Origin of the sequence: Thalassovita sp. (assembly GCF_965218685.1) — a bacterium.
Taxonomy (GTDB): domain Bacteria; phylum Pseudomonadota; class Alphaproteobacteria; order Rhodobacterales; family Rhodobacteraceae; genus Thalassobius.
Genome location: NZ_OZ244657.1, coordinates 2990799 through 3006366, shown reverse-complemented (window position 1 = coordinate 3006366; position 15568 = coordinate 2990799). Strand labels below are relative to the sequence as shown.

Genomic DNA, 15568 nt, shown 5'->3' with positions numbered 1-15568 from the left:
GTTGATAGATGAAAAACCTGTTCTTTTACGGCACTTTGCGGTGCGAGTCGTTGCTGCGGACCGTTTTAGGAGGAGACCCGGATTTTCGTCTGGTGCCCGCTGTGCTGCCGGGCCACGGGGCTTTCGTTGCAGCCGGTCAGCGGTTTCCCTTTCTGGATCCCGATCCGACCCTTGAATGCTCGGGCCTGCTGGCCGTCGGGGTGGATGGTGACGCGCTGGAGCGGCTGATCTATTACGAAGGCGGCTTTGGGTATGATCTGACACAGCTTTCGGTGCAGACTGAACATGGGCCGGAGGAGGCCGAGGTCTGGATGACACCCGCCGGCCGCTTTGATCGTGCCGCGCCCTTCGATCTGGAAAACTGGCAGGCGCGCAGCGGGGCGATTGCCGTTCGTGCCGCTGGTGAAGTGATGCAATGGCGTGGGCGCAAGACCGCCGGGCAGGTGGCACAGATCTACCCGATGATCGAGATGCGTGCAGCCTCTTACGTGATGGGACGTGCCGAGGATGTCCCCGATGCGCCCAGCGGTTTGACCCGTGACGATGTACAGGTTGCCGCGCACAGCTATGATTATGCTGAATATTTCGGCGTGGAATCCTATCGCTTCAAATTCCGCCACCATGACGGCAGTTTCAGCGACGAGGTGAACTATGCCTCGTTCGGGGCGACAGATGCGGCGCTGGTGCTGCCCTATGACCCGCTGCGTGATCGGATCATGCTGGTGGAACAGTTTCGCATGGGCCCCTGGACGCGCGGCGATCGTGTGCCCTGGCAGCTGGAACCCATCGCGGGGCGCATCGATGCCTCGGAAACGCCCGAAACCACGGCCATACGCGAAGCGCGCGAAGAGGCCGGTCTGGACCTGACAGGGCTTGAGCTGATCTCGCGCGGGTATCCGACGCCCGGTTGCAGCAACGAATATTTCCATGTCTATCTCGGGCTGGCCGATCTGCCCGATGGAATCGAGGGCACCGGGGGGCTGGCCTCGGAAAATGAAAACATCCGCAGCTATGTGTTCAGCTTCGACAGGGCGATGAAAATGCTGACAGATGGGGAAATCCGGGTTGTTCCACTGCAAATGGCGCTGTTCTGGCTGGCAAATCATCGTGATCGTTTGCGCGCAGGTGCTTGAGTTCCCCTCGCTGGCACCATAGAGCTAGGGAGAACCGGAAAGGGAGAGACAATGCAATTCGCTCGTGATCTGGCCGAGGCCGTCGGCAACACCCCTCTTATTCGCCTGAACAAGGCCAGCGAAGAGACGGGATGCGAAATTCTGGGCAAGGCCGAGTTCATGAACCCGGGCCAGTCGGTCAAGGACCGCGCAGCGCTGTACATCATCAAGGATGCCGTGGCCAAGGGGCAGTTGAAACCCGGCGGAACGATCGTCGAGGGCACCGCTGGCAACACTGGCATCGGCCTGGCGCTGGTTGGCGCCTCGATGGGGTTCAAAACCGTGATCGTCATTCCTGAAACGCAGAGCCAGGAAAAGAAAGATATGCTGCGTCTTGCGGGCGCTCAGCTGATCGAGGTGCCCGCGGCGCCCTATAAAAATCCGAACAACTATGTGCGTTATTCGGGCCGTTTGGCCGAGCAGCTTGCTAAAACCGAACCTAACGGCGCGATCTGGGCGAACCAGTTCGATAACGTCGCAAACCGTCAGGCCCACGTGGAAACCACCGGCCCCGAGATCTGGAACCAGACCGGCGGCAAGGTTGATGGCTTTATCTGCGCGGTCGGTTCGGGCGGGACGCTGGCCGGTGTGGCCGAGGCGCTGCAATATCGCGGAGTGAAAATCGGGCTGGCCGACCCCATGGGCGCGGCGCTTCACTCGTTCTACACCAGCGGCGAGCTGAAATCCGAGGGCGGCTCGATCACCGAGGGAATCGGGCAGGGGCGTATCACTGCCAACCTTGAAGGGTTCACGCCGGACATGTCCTATCAGATTTCAGACAACGAGGCGCTGCCTTATGTGTTTGATCTGCTGCAGGACGAAGGTCTGTGCCTGGGTGGGTCCTCTGCGATCAACGTCGCGGGCGCGATCCGCATGGCCAAGGAAATGGGCCCCGGGCACACGATCGTGACCGTGTTGTGCGATTACGGTACGCGGTATCAGTCGAAGCTTTATAACCCGGACTTCCTGGCCTCTAAGGGCTTGCCGGTGCCTGGCTGGCTGGCCAACGAGCCGCCCGCCGTCCCCACGGTGTTCGAGGACTAACGTCGATATGACCATGATGGCGCGCCTGATCCTGTCCTTTTGGTTGGCGCTGTGTGTGGCGCTGGCCTCTCCGGCCATGTCGCAGGACGCGCCATTGCCGGCCGAAGGCGCCACGCAATCGGTCATCGATTATCAACTGTGGGAGGCCACGGCCGTCCGCGCCGAGGCCGCACTTGAGGCTGGCAAAGCCTCGAATGCGGCGCTTGAAACGCTGCGCGGGGAAATCGCGGACTGGCGCGACACCTTCCTGGCCGCGCAAAACACCAACAAGGCCCGTATCCAGACCATCCAGTCCCAGATCGCGGCGCTTGGTCCTGTGCCGGAAACCGGCGAGGAAGAGGCCGAGATCGCCAATCGCCGCGCCGAGTTGCAGGCGCAGCTGGCCCGCCTTCAGGCCCCCGTTCTGGCCGCAGAAGAGGCACATACACGCGCAGCCGGCCTGATCGCCGAAATTGACCGGATTATCCGCGAACGTCAGGCCGAGGCGCTGGTCTCTCTCAGCCCGTCCCCGTTGAATCCCGGCTATTGGGCGCAAAGCCTTGAAGAGTTTTCCTGGACCTTCCGCCTGCTGTGGACAGAGATTCAGGGCAATTGGGAAAATGACGTTCGTCAGGCCGAATTCCGCGACACCGCACCTGTGTCACTGGGCATGGCCGCGCTGGGGCTGTTGCTGATTGCGCGGGCGCGCCGTTGGTTCACCCGTCTTGGGAAACGCGCGCGCGCGGCCTCGGAGCGGGGCGGGGACGTGTGGCAGTTCCTGGTTTCGCTTGGCAAAGTGCTGGTGCCCATGGGCGGGCTGTTACTGCTGTGTCAGGCGATCATCGAAACCGGCTTTGTCGGGCTGCGTGGCACGACCTTACTGAATTACATCCCGGCCTGGGGTCTGGGCATTATCGTCGCCCGCTGGCTGGCGGATCGTCTGTTCCCCGAGGGCGAGGGTGTTGCCCCCATCCGCGTCGCCCCCGAGCGCCGCGCAGAAGCCCGTAATTACACGACAATCCTGGCCGTTCTGGCGGTGCTCAGCTCGGTCGCCGAGGTGCTGGGATCGATCGGGAATTTCTCGCCCGAGGCCGATGCCGTCATCGGCTTTCCCATCGTTTGCATGACCGGCCTGGTGCTGTTCCGCATGGGGCAGTTCATCGCAGGCCAGATCAGCCTGGATGTCGAGGACGAACACGAAATCGGGTATCGCAACCGCATCGCCCGCGCCCTGTTTCGGGCCGCGCAGATCGTGGCCATTGTCGCTCCGGTGATCTGGGCAGTGGGCTATATGCGGGCGGCCTCGGCGTTGATTTATCCCGCGGTGCTGACCTTTGCGCTGCTGGGCTTCGTGGTGGTTTTGCAAAAGCTGGTCAGCGATATCTACCGCATGGTCACAAGACCCGATGAGGACGTGGCCGAGGCCCTTTGGCCCGTCCTGATCGGCTTTTTCCTGACGCTTTTGGCGATCCCCGCGCTGGCCCTGATCTGGGGCGTGCGCGTGGCCGAGCTGACCGAGCTGTGGACCACCTTCCGTGCCGGGTTCTCAATCGGGGACACGCGGATTTCGCCCACTGATTTCATCATGTTCGCCCTGGTTTTCGCCCTTGGCTATATGCTGACGCGGGTGGTGCAGGGGGCGCTGCGCAGCTCGATTCTGCCCAAAACTAAGATCGACAAAGGTGGCCAGACCGCCATCGTGTCGGGTGTGGGTTATGTGGGGGTTTTCCTGGCCGCGCTGGTTGCGATTACCAGTGCCGGGATTGACCTAAGCTCGATCGCCATCGTTGCCGGCGCGCTGTCTGTGGGCATTGGCTTTGGCCTGCAGAATATCGTGTCAAACTTCGTCTCGGGCATAATCCTGCTGATCGAGCGCCCGGTGTCCGAGGGCGACTGGATCGAGGTCGGTGGCAAGATGGGATATGTGCGCGATATCTCGGTACGCTCGACCCGGATCGAAACCTTCGACCGCACCGACGTGATCGTGCCCAACGCCGATCTGGTCAGCGGCACCGTCACCAACTACACCCGCGGCAATACCATCGGGCGGATCATCCTGAAGGTTGGCGTGGCCTATGGCACCGATACCAAAAAGGTCGAGGCAATCCTGCGCGAGATCGCCGAGGCCCATACTATGGTGCTGCTGAACCCGCGTCCGGGGGTGATTTTCACAGGCTTTGGCGCGGATTCTCTGGACTTTGAAATCCGGGCCATTCTGCGGGATGTGAACTGGTCCTTGACGGTGAAATCCGATCTGAACCATGAAATCGCCCGCCGCTTCGCCGAAGAAGGCATCGAGATCCCCTTCGCGCAGCGCGACTTGTGGCTGCGCAACCCCGAGGCGTTGAAGGGCGATTAATCCCCTTTGGCTTCCAACTCGTCATTGGGTTCGGGCAGTCCCTGGCGGCTCAGCAGCACGGCCAGGGGGCGCAGGGCGGGAACCTGCGAGCAGACGATCAGCATGGCCACCATGATCGGAACCGACAGGAACATCCCTGGAACGCCCCAAACGGCCCCCCAGAAGGCCAGGCTGATGATGATCCCGAACGAGGACAGGCGCAGCGCGCGGCCCATCAGCAGCGGGTCGATGACGCTGCCGTTCATGAACTGGATCGCGGTGACCACGATGAACACGGCCAAGGTTGCCCCCGGATCGGCGGTCTGTACGAAGGTGACCAGCGCCACCAGGATCGTCGCGACAATCGAGCCGACATTGGGGATGTAGTTCAGAACAAAGGTCAGGATACCAAGCGGGCCGGCCAGTTCCAAATCAGCAAGGGTGGCAACGCCGAAAACCATCAGGCCGGTCACCGCGCTGACGCCGGTTTTGACCAGCAAGTAATAGTTCACCCGGTGGATGATGGTCGAGATGATGCGTCCGACTTGACGGGCCTGTGCCTCGTCACCATTGAACAGGTTTTCCAGCTTGGTCGCGAACCAGATACGCTCGGCAAAGAGGAAGCCGACGAACAGGATCACCAGCACCGTGGCCGACATCAGGTTGCCCGCCTGGCCGGCGGCAGTGCGCAAATAGCCCGCGACTTCGATGGATTTGACCGAATTGAACACGGCCATCTGCACATCTTCGCCCAGCCATGCAAACATGGCCGCAATGGCTGACGGTGCGCTTTCGGCATAGCTGACGGTGGTTGCCAGAACCGTGTTGACCTGGCTGAGGATGATCGAGGTCAGCGTTAGCAACGCCGCCGAGATCAGCGCCAGCGCCACGACCGAGGCAACAAAACTGGGAATCCGAAACGGCCCGACCTTCAGGCGCGCGATGAAGTTGATCGCATCCGAGGTCAAGCTGAACAGCACGATCGCCGTGGCCAGTGAAATCAACAGGAACCGCGCCTGCACCAGCAAGAACAGCACCACCGCAAAGGCGATGATCAACAGAGCGCCGGTTTGCAGCCTGTCAAGCTGCGCCGACCGCTGGTAGCCAAGAACCTGCCGCGGGGGTGGGGGGCGTCGAAAGGATTTGTTCATTTTTCCAGACATGATCGCGCGTAAGAAAGTCCAGACGATTATGCGGGATCAGGGGGCGGGTTACAACGGGTGCACAAAGCTTTGATTTCTGCGCGTTTGAGGGCTTGCATTCCCCGCCAAGCTTTGGCTAGAAGGGCCGAACGGAGAGGTGGCCGAGTGGTCGAAGGCGCACGCCTGGAAAGTGTGTAGGCGGGAAACCGTCTCCAGGGTTCGAATCCCTGTCTCTCCGCCACTTGCACATTGCAAACCCGAGATTAGGCCCCAGCGCGGGGCCTTTTTCTTTTTCGTTCAAAGGGGTTTAACGTGGCCATCCGACTTTCGGAGACTGGCCCCTGGCCCGAAATCGGTCTCCGAACGCCCTGCGTCTCTTTCCATCCGCCCTCCACCCAGATTGGGACGGATTTGAAACTGGACGTCTTTTCAGATGCTTGGCGATAATAGACTGCGCCGCAGTTGCGGTGATTTTGAACGCTAGGGGTGCGAACAGAGACACCCGAAGGCGGCGTGATTGTGCGGGCTGATGCGAAAGACCGCGTGAAGTCTCTAATGACAAACAGGCTTTCCATTCGTAGCGTTGACGAGGGAACTCTTAAGGGAGGAGATATGGGTCGACGTCGCCAAAGCGGACTCCTTGAAACGCTATTCAAATCAGCCTTTGGTGTAGGTACCACTGTTCACTACAAAACAGACTGGCTCGGCAGAAAGAAAAAGGTCGTTAAGCATCACGACTCCGGGAAGACCAAGACATACACACACGGCACTGGCTTCTTTGGGAACAAAACGCGGACAAAAACCGTCAAACACGGTAGGGTCATTGAGGAAGGAACTGTCCGCGAGAACCTTTTTTGGAGCGGGGCCACCGAACACGCACGGAAGAGAGACGGTACTGAAGTAAAGCGAAATTATTCACCTGGAGTATTTCGCGATCATGTCTCGACCCGGGAAAGTGGGATTTGCTTCAAATGCGACGGCGCTGGACAGAAGCAGATCACTTGCAGGACGTGCAGCGGCACGGGAGTTTTTACGTTCCCGGAGCGCGAATGCTGGACCTGTGGTGGAACCGGCCGTTATGGGGAAAATCAATGTCGAAGATGTTCCGGTAGCGGTATCTATGCGTCCGGAAAGCAAGCCACCTGCAATCGCTGTAGCGGCACTGGGAAGCGTATGGTGACGTGCAACGGTAATCCCCCCATTTTTAATGGGGCTCAGCCGTAGAACTCATGCGGCTGTTTTCAGTTTCATTGCGGGTGTGATGCCGCCGATGGCCATGTTGGGCCGGTCGTTGTTGTAAGTCCAGAGCCATTTCGTGGCCTGATCCTGCGCCTCCTCTATGGTTTCAAAGATGTTTTGATCCAACCATTCATGCCGCACCGTGCGATTGTATCGCTCGATGTAGGCGTTTTGCTGCGGCTTGCCGGGCTGGATATATTCAATGGCGATGCCACGTTTCTCAGCCCATAGCATCAGCAAGCCACTGACATATTCAGGGCCGTTGTCCACACGGATCGTCTCAGGCTTGCCGCGCCATTCGATGATCTGGTTCAGGCTGCGCACAACACGCATGGCAGGCAGCGAGAAGTCCACCTCGATCCCTAGCCCCTCGCGGTTGAAGTCATCTAACACGTTCAAAGTCCTGAACGACCGCCCGTCCGCCAGCTGATCCGCCATGAAGTCCATCGACCATGTCTGGTTGGGCGCGTCAGGCACGGCCAGTTCATCGGGTTTGGGGCGTTTCAAGCGCTTCTTGGGTTTGATGCGCAGGTTCAGCTCCAACTCGCAATAGATGCGATAGACCCGCTTGTGGTTCCATTTGAAGCCTTTCACGTTGCGCAGATATAGAAAGCACAGACCAAAGCCCCATGACCGACGATTGGCCGTCAGGCGCACCAGCCAGTCCGCGATCTCGGCATTCTCATCACAAAGCTTGCGCTCGTATCGGTAGCAGGTCTCGCTGATCTGGAAGGTCCGACAAGCCATCGCGATGCTGACGCCGTGATTTGACACAGCATTCTCGGCCATCTCTTTCCTTTGAGACGGCCTTAACGCTTTTTTCCCAAAGCTTCCTTCAGCAAGTCGTTTTGCATGCTCATCTCGGCATACATGCGCTTCAGGCGGCGGTTTTCCTCCGCCATGGCCTTCATCTCGGACATCATGCTGGCATCCATTCCTCCGAACTTGGCACGCCATTTGTAAAAACTGGCGCTGCTCATGCCGTGTTCGCGGCAAAGCTCTGACACAGGCACGCCGTTCTCCGCTTGGCGTAGGATCGCCATAATCTGAGCATCGCTGAATTTTGCTTTCTTCATCCGAATTCTCCTCGGTCATTTCTGCCGGAAAAATCCTACTTCTGAACACCACTAATTGTTGGGGGGATTACCCAACAAATGCCACGGCAGCGGTAAGTTTACCAATAACTCCTATCGTTAGCAGAGTGGGTGGTAATGCCTTGTGTTTAAGAGATCGGCTCGTTTCAGGCTTTATTTTTGGTCAGAAGCTTATGGAAATATCGAGCTCATTTGCCATTAACTTGCCGTCGGCTATGAGGAACCTCAGGACGCGGCGTGATTTCACTACGTCATAGTCGTGATATTCCGCAAAACGATCATTACTGAGGATGAAGACGCTCTGATCTTTCCCGGCTAGCTTCAACAGATACTCGTCCGCTGCTGTCTTGGTTGGAGCAACGTGTGTGGCGGCCTTGGGGCCAAGTACCTTTTCAATGCCTTGGCTGTCTGACTTTAGCATAGCGCGAATTGATGCGTCGAACACGACAGTTACCTTGAAGCGATCACCCAGCGCCTCAAGCAACGCGGAAATCCCTCGCAAACCAATAAATGATTGCCCCTCATAGCAGACGTTGTTCCCATCGATCACGAGATGCGAAATTTTTCGATCAAGTTTTTTCAACTCGTCTCGAATACGGCGCTCGAGTTTTGGAATGTTGTTTTCAAGCCGCCGAATTTTTCCTCTTCGATCATTGATTACATGCCTCGGGCTGCCAGAGCCGAATTTTTCTTCGCATTCCTGGTGAATCATTGCCCGTTCGTAACTGTTCTCTGCAGCGGTCAAGTCTCGATCAAGACGATCTGCCTTTGCGATGTCAGAATTGAAAGTTTCTAACTCTGATTTTAGGCGATCAAGTTCCTGCGAATGGGGTCGGATCTTTTCTTCAATCCTTTCGAGTTCGGCCCTTGCCACAGCCAACTCGCTAGCAGTCTGGCGAGCTTTTGGTTGAATAGCTGCAAGCTGCGTTTCTGCTTCACTGAGGTCGAAGCACTCGTGTTCAGAAATACGCTTTTTTGCCGAGCTTAAGTCTGATCTCACCTTGGATAGCGCCTCATTGTCACTAACCATGTTCTCATTTGTTGCAGATATTTCCTTTCGAAGTTGATTGGCTTCGAGGCGTAGCCGTTTCTGTTCTGCTGAAAAAAACTTCCAGAATACAAGAGGATTGATCTGGGTCGCACGGGTATCCTTTAGGAGGTTCTCAAGGTTCGCCTTGTTAACTTCCTCGTCCGCTATCTTTTGAGAGAGGCCAACTGAGGTACTTTCGAAACGTTTAATTTTTTCTAATTCGACTTCCGGTATGAACGCGTTGTAGCTCTCGATAGAATCCCGGAGCCTTCTTTGTGCCTCCTGCATGGCTCGATTCTGTTCGGTCAGCCTTTTTATGCGAGAGCGTCGACGTAGGAGAGGTTCAAGAGGGCTGGTCGCGGTCATTCGCTCGCTCGCAAGTCTATGAAATTTCGTTCATTATATGTGGGCGATGGGCATTGGCAACACGGTGGGCGTTTGTGTTGGTCTGGGAATGTGGGCATCGGTGGAGGTCATCCCAAAGGCATATCAATATCGCTCAGTTATTCCTTGGCGATCAAGCAGACACTGAGATTTGTTGATCCAAACGAATGGCTGACCGCTACACTTCAAGGCCATCGTCCACGGGCACAAACACCCCGGATCGATGAACTCCTACCTTGGAATTGTCAACCGGCCGTGTGATCGGGACAACGCGTACTGTACAACGAAGGTGTGTGATCCAGATAGAATTCGAGTCAGAATCTGATTTTTGTATCATCCTTTTTCGGACACTTTGGATATCCATTTTTCAAACTTGTTCTTCACAAAACTTAGGTAACCCGAGCCGCATAAACTCGATCAGGAGCCAGACCAGAGTTCCATTTAAGAGATTACTTCATCATAGATAACCACGCCCAGGTTAGCTTTATTATCCACCGAATAGCTTAATCGATGACTGCCATCGGTTAAGTAGAGTTCACCATTGCTTCGCCGGACCAAAATTATCGGAGGAATTCTATGCAACTTGCCAATTTGTGAAAGTCGCTCGACGTCCGTTTGAGGCGGATGGCGACCATCAATTTCGGTACTGACTGATCCCCCCAAAGTATAAGACCAATTGACAGGGGCGTTTTTCAAATCGTTTTTTACAAACAACTTAAACTCTCTAATTGATCCAAACTTACGAAATTCGTAATCGGTATCAAATGTTGACTCAGACACTCCTAAATCTGACGCTGTATATTTTGCACTCAAAACATCGTCTCTCATGGGAAACGGCATCCAATTCAACTTCCCTGAATCTACTTTTTCAGCTTTGCTTTTGAATGTGAAAATCACACTAAATCTTGGTTCTTCACCGACAATTGGGGTCACTGCGTGATAAGAATCATCGGTGATTTCGAATAGAAAGCCATTATTTGCCGTGGGTAACCAAGCATCCTGAATATTTTTCGGACTTCCATCTTTCAAAACGAGCAAGACACCGCCCTGAGAGCTTTGCCAGCCTGAATTGAAAGTGACCGTCAACCGATGAGTTTCACCAATCTTGTTTTGGTCTGTATGGGGGCCGATATAGTCACCCGCAATCATCTTGTGTGCAGCTACGTCAAAATCCTCCCCCAACTGCACGTTGAAGAAATTACTCAACTTTGCTGCTATCGATTTACGTATATTCGACGAAAATAGCTCTTGATAATACTCAGAATGTTTCAGGTTGACTTCGCGCTGACGATAAAAGCTTTGTCTCGCCTCCATCCATGGTAAAGATTCAAAGCCCGCATAAAGTGCATTGTAGAAACTGGTTTCAAAGATTCCCTGTAGTGAAGCGCTACCCCAACAATCTTGAGAGAGGCGTACGATGTTGGGCTTCAAGGGCATATTATGCGCTCCATATTCGCAAACAGAAGCTTATAATCTGAGCAGTACAGAGAGGGATTCCGATAACTCACTCCATCAAATCTATGCTGTTCATAACCACCCCCACATACATTGAGATACGCACAGTCACGGCAGTCTCTGACAAGGCTGCTTGTACTCAAAACAAAATCGATGTTCTGTTGAGAATTTGCAGAGTCAAAAATGGAATGTGTAGTGACGTTGGAGCCTGTGATTTGGTCAGCATTGTTTGCATTTACACGGAATGTATCAGTCTGTTTTATCTCTCCATCGGTATCGATTGTCATAGTGCAGGAAAGATGTGTGACCGGCGGGAAAGCCACAGAGCGCTGTTTTTTTAGTAGCCCAACAACCATTTCATCAAACATTTGAATGCGGAACTTCAAATCACTTTGAGCGTAAATGTAGAAAAGTTTTGTTAACCACTCTCCGACTTCAGTTGAGTTCAATGCCTCTTTTCCGGGCGGTAAATTCTTTCGGTCACCATCTTGCAGGATCAAGTTGTAGGTTTGTGCTCCCGCGTCAACCATGAAGGCAAATATCTTGGAGGGATCATTCTTCGTATCTACCACGATTAGGATATTGTCCAATAATCCTGATTGCCTGCTCTTTCGAATGGTTTTCTCAATTTTTGCGAAAACACTTTGGCCTTTCAGGCCTAGTCTGTGTCTGTCATTTTCTTCCCTAAATCCGTCAACTGAAAGTGAAAATGTGAGAAAGTCACGATATTCAAGAAGCAACTTTTCAAGCTGATCGTTGTAAATAGTTCCATTTGTTTGAATGCTTAGCCTTACGCCCGGAATTCTGCCCACAAATTTTTCAACTAGGCTTCGAAACCTTCTGACCCCGAATAGCAACGGCTCGCCACCATGAAATACAACGAGAGGTTTGTGATGCTGCCTCTCGTACAGCATAGACACATTTTCAATCAATGCATTCACGGTCTCATCGGACATAGTTCGTGGCATGTTCTGCCAGCTATCATCCTGATGGTGATAAATGTAGCAATAGTCACAATCCATGTTGCACCGTGATGCAATCTTTACAACAAGGCTATCTACCTCGACGGAAGGTGACGTATTTCTTCCAAAACACTCTGGACGTGGACGATTTAATATTTCCGCTGACCCTTCATTCATCGCCCGGTGTGTTTTGTGTAAGTGCGATCGTACTGACCTTTAGGTCCTCCACCTCTATTATAAGAGGTAAAGGCGTCCTTGGAGCCAAATGTTTTCATACTTAATTCGAATTCCTCTTCCATCTTCTTAAGGAATTCATCCGAAACTACGACCTCAAAATCATCTAACATGCTAGCCTCTTTTCTGGAGCGGGATTATCGCGAAATTTACTAAAACCTGAGCAACTCACATCACTTGCAGTGAGGTTACGCAGCATCTTTTGCGTGGTCAAGCTTGCTTACTAGACTCCTGAGACGACCGCTGGGACCTCTGGGTTGGGCCAATCTGCGAAGGGAAATTGCGGGGTGAACTGATCGCTGTTCATCCTAATACTTCTGCTTCTCCGGAATCACCCCACGCACGCCGCCGCGGGGATCGGCAACGTCCCCCTTACGACGCGGGATCAGGTGAACGTGCACATGGAAGATGGTTTGACCGGCATCGGCCCCGGAGTTGATCCCGACATTGAAGCCTGTGACGGCGGGGTCTGCGGCACGAATTTGCTCGCGCTGTTCGTAGAGCAACGCCTGGATCGCGTTCAACTCAGGCTGATAGAGGTCGAAGTAATCGGCCACATGCCGCTTGGGGATGACCAGCGTGTGCAATGGCGTAACGGGAAAGCCGTCACGGATCGCGTAGCACAATTCGTTTTCTGCGATGATCCTGTCGCTCTCTATCCCACAAAACAGGCAGTCTTTTTCTCGAACGTCGTACGAGGCCAGAATACCACGAAAATCAGTGTCATCCCGGTCGCGCTTGTTCGTATTGCATGTGATGCAGAGCGCCTGGAAATTGCTCAATTCGTCGTTGCCGCCTTTTGCGCGGGGCACGATGTGGTCCACATGCAGGGCTGCCTGCTCTTCATGGGCGCCGCATAGCTCGCAACGATGTTTGGCCCGCTTGAGCACCTCATACCTGACAGAGCCGGGGACATAGCCATCTGCAATCCCCCGGTGCCCCCAGATTCCATCTCCGCGTTGGTTGATGTATGCGGCCAGACGTTGCTGGCAGAGATCAATGAGCGCCGCGATTTCCTGTTCAGACAGATCGCCGGCTGCAAGCTGGTATCCGACAATGCGCCGCCCATCCTTGATCGGTTCGATTACGCCATTTTGGGTGAGAACCTTGCCCACCATATTTTTGGTGCGGATCTCATAGTATTCGACCTGTGAGCGATCGTAGCTCAGCAGTGCTTTCGCAACGTCTTCTGTCGAGGCAGTGCCACCCTTTTCCAGCAGGACCTGAAGCATGACCGGCTGATAGACATGCGACATGCGCATCTGTTCGCGAATGTAGGTCTCAAGCTGTTGAAAGGACAGGTTGCTGCTCATGACCTGAAGGTGGCCGATAAGTCGAGAAAAATCTAGCCTTGGTAATACCTTGGAGCATCTGCCGTTCTGCCAAACACCACCCCAGCCTGGTCTAGCCATGGCATTGCCGCGCATTTATTTAGCTGCACGACTGACACAGCAATGGTCTCCCGCCCGCAAGTCAACCGCTTCAGCACCTCCGGCGCGAGGTATGCAAGCCGGAGCTGGCGGCTGACATGACGCTCAGCCAACCCGACGGCCTCAGCCAGTTCCTGGATTGTGCTGAACTCGCCAGCATCCATGCGCCGCCGCCAGCCCCAGGCCCGGCCAATAGCGCGTAGTATGTGTGGATCTTGGGCTTGGTCGTCGCTTGGCCTGTAATCGGCGGGCGGCATTATCTTGGGCCGACCGTTCTTCTTACGAACCTTCAGGGGGATTAGGACGCGGATAGTGTCGTCGGGCTTTGTCATTCCGCCGTCTCCATTCCGCGTGGGGCGACCATTTCGCGGATGACCCCCGCGATGCCTTCACGGCGAATGTCCACCTCGAGCCCAGCGGTGGTCACGGTGACGCGCCGGACGAGTAGCTGGATGATCCGTGCTTGCTCAGCTGGAAATAGTCGCGCCCAAAGCGCGCTGAACTCCTGCAGCGCTGCGATGGCGTCGGCTTCTGAAACTGCCCCTTGTTCTTTTTTCAGGGCAGCCATCACCTGCGTCACGACCTCTGGCGTCTGAAGAATGCGCCGAACCTCGGTCACGACCGCGTCCTCAACCATTCCAGCCGCCAGCCGCATGGGGGCGGTCTCTTCGCCGGTCTCGCGGTTCCGGATGACGTCCATGGATACGTAGTAGCGGTAGAGCTTCGCGCCCTTCTTCGTGCTGGTTGGCGTCATGGCTGCGCCTGTGTCGCTGAAGATCAGCCCTTTCAGGAGAGCGGGGGTTTGGGATCGGCTGTTGTTGGCGCGTTTGCGAGGGCTTTCTTGCAGGATGGCGTGTACCCTGTCCCAGAGGGATTCGTCGATGATCGCCTTATGCTCACCGGGATAAGCCGTGCCTTTATGGACGGCTTCCCCGCAATAAACGCGGTTTTTGAGCAGTCGATAGAGATAGCCCTTGTCGATCAACTTGCCTTGTTTGTTTCGGTATCCATCGCGACGGAGTTCGCGCGCTAGTATTGTGGCGGACCCAAGTTCGACAAATCTCTCGAAGATATGACGGACCAACGCGGCCTCGGTGTCGTTCACCACCAGTTTGCGATCTACGGCATCGTAGCCGAGAGGCACATAGCCGCCCATCCAGATACCGCGCTTGCGGGAGGCGGCCACCTTGTCGCGGATCCGCTCACCGATGACCTCGCGTTCAAACTGGGCGAAACTGAGCAGGATGTTCAGTGTCAGGCGTCCCATTGAGGTCGTGGTGTTAAAGGCCTGGGTGACTGAGACGAAGGTGACGCCATTGCGGTCAAAGATCTCAACCAGCTTGGAGAAATCCATCAGCGACCGGGACAGGCGGTCGATTTTGTAGACCACAACCACGTCGACCAACCCATCCTCAATGTCCCTTAGAAGCTCTTTCAGGGCGGGCCGTTCAAGATTGCCACCAGAAAACCCGCCATCGTCATAGCGATCGCGGGTGGCGACCCAACCCTCAGACCGCTGACTGGCGATGTAAGCCTCGCAGGCCTCTCGCTGGGCGTCGAGGGTGTTGAACTCCATATCGAGCCCTTCTTCGGTCGACTTGCGGGTGTAGATGGCACAGCGCAGGCGGCGGTTCGGGCGGGCAGGGATATCCATCATGCTTCCTCCCGCTTGCGCTCACGCAGCCCGAAGAAGCGATAGCCATTCCACCGAGTGCCGGTAATGGTGCGGGCCACGGCCGAGAGCGATTTGAACTTTTGGCCTTGCCAGTCGAAGCCGTCTTTCAGCACGGTGACGGTGTGCTCGACACCATCCCACTCGCGAATGAGTTTGGTACCTGTGACGGGATTTCGGGGATCCGCGATCCGGTGCTTCCGCCGCGCATGTCCTTCGACCTCGTCGGCCAGCAGGTCTAACATGCGATGCGTTTCCTGGTCAGGGCCACCGTATGTCAGCTCCTGGATGCGGTAGGCGATCCTGAATTCCAGGAACTTGCGGCTATTGTTCGGCGCGGCGCTGCCGAAAAGCTTATCCCATTCGGCCTTTAGCTCCTTCACCGTCATGAGC

Annotated in this window: 11 protein-coding genes and 1 tRNA gene; 4 read left to right on the top strand and 8 right to left on the bottom strand. The window is 55.4% G+C overall.

From position 1 onward, the window contains the following. Positions 1-8: 8 nt before the first annotated feature. The 3 genes from ACOQOQ_RS14800 to ACOQOQ_RS14790 are packed head-to-tail and all read left to right on the top strand — an operon-like array spanning position 9 to position 4554. On the top strand, positions 9-1133 hold the full coding sequence (locus ACOQOQ_RS14800; protein WP_420567758.1) for an NUDIX domain-containing protein: 1125 nt from the start codon (positions 9-11) through the stop codon (positions 1131-1133). A gap of 51 nt (positions 1134-1184) precedes the next feature. After that, positions 1185-2216, top strand: coding sequence for a cysteine synthase A (locus tag ACOQOQ_RS14795; protein ID WP_420567757.1), 1032 nt, complete (start codon positions 1185-1187; stop codon positions 2214-2216). Between the two features lie 7 nt (positions 2217-2223). Next, positions 2224-4554 (top strand): DUF3772 domain-containing protein, encoded by a 2331-nt coding sequence (locus tag ACOQOQ_RS14790; RefSeq protein ID WP_420567756.1) that lies wholly within the window; start codon positions 2224-2226, stop codon positions 4552-4554. On the opposite strand, the gene ACOQOQ_RS14785 is transcribed toward ACOQOQ_RS14790, so the two are convergent. Further along, on the bottom strand, positions 4551-5684 hold the full coding sequence (locus tag ACOQOQ_RS14785; protein ID WP_420567755.1) for an AI-2E family transporter: 1134 nt from the start codon (positions 5682-5684) through the stop codon (positions 4551-4553). The two genes, ACOQOQ_RS14790 and ACOQOQ_RS14785, sit on opposite strands and share 4 nt — an antisense overlap. 142 nt (positions 5685-5826) lie before the next feature. Here ACOQOQ_RS14785 and ACOQOQ_RS14780 point away from each other — a divergent pair. Continuing rightward, a tRNA-Ser gene (locus ACOQOQ_RS14780) sits at positions 5827-5916 on the top strand. Positions 5917-6902: 986 nt separating this feature from the next. Here ACOQOQ_RS14780 and ACOQOQ_RS14775 read toward each other — a convergent pair. The 7 genes from ACOQOQ_RS14775 to ACOQOQ_RS14745 all read right to left on the bottom strand — a co-directional run bounded on the left by ACOQOQ_RS14775 (position 6903) and on the right by ACOQOQ_RS14745 (position 15564). Continuing rightward, positions 6903-7990, bottom strand: a protein-coding gene (locus tag ACOQOQ_RS14775) for an IS3 family transposase (RefSeq protein WP_420567754.1) whose coding sequence is annotated in 2 segments (ribosomal slippage) — positions 6903-7741 and positions 7741-7990 — 1089 coding nt in all. Because the reading frame shifts where the segments join, the coding sequence is not laid out codon by codon here. Positions 7991-8171: 181 nt separating this feature from the next. Continuing rightward, positions 8172-9326 carry an NYN domain-containing protein gene (locus tag ACOQOQ_RS14770; RefSeq protein ID WP_420567753.1) on the bottom strand — a complete coding sequence of 385 codons (1155 nt, stop codon included), beginning with the start codon at positions 9324-9326 and terminating at the stop codon, positions 8172-8174. Positions 9327-9863: 537 nt separating this feature from the next. Then, positions 9864-10859, bottom strand: coding sequence for a 2OG-Fe(II) oxygenase family protein (locus tag ACOQOQ_RS14765; protein WP_420567752.1), 996 nt, complete (start codon positions 10857-10859; stop codon positions 9864-9866). After that, on the bottom strand, positions 10850-11899 hold the full coding sequence (locus ACOQOQ_RS14760) for a radical SAM protein (protein WP_420567751.1): 1050 nt from the start codon (positions 11897-11899) through the stop codon (positions 10850-10852). The genes ACOQOQ_RS14765 and ACOQOQ_RS14760 overlap by 10 nt, the downstream gene beginning before the upstream one ends. Before the next feature lie 482 nt (positions 11900-12381). Further along, on the bottom strand, positions 12382-13386 hold the full coding sequence (locus ACOQOQ_RS14755; protein ID WP_420567750.1) for an HIT domain-containing protein: 1005 nt from the start codon (positions 13384-13386) through the stop codon (positions 12382-12384). A gap of 445 nt (positions 13387-13831) precedes the next feature. Continuing rightward, the gene (locus tag ACOQOQ_RS14750) at positions 13832-15157 is read right to left on the bottom strand and encodes a recombinase family protein (protein WP_420569777.1); all 1326 of its coding nucleotides are present in this window, start codon (positions 15155-15157) and stop codon (positions 13832-13834) included. Next, positions 15157-15564, bottom strand: coding sequence for a DUF2924 domain-containing protein (locus ACOQOQ_RS14745; RefSeq protein WP_420569776.1), 408 nt, complete (start codon positions 15562-15564; stop codon positions 15157-15159). The genes ACOQOQ_RS14750 and ACOQOQ_RS14745 overlap by 1 nt, the downstream gene beginning before the upstream one ends. Positions 15565-15568 lie beyond the last annotated feature (4 nt).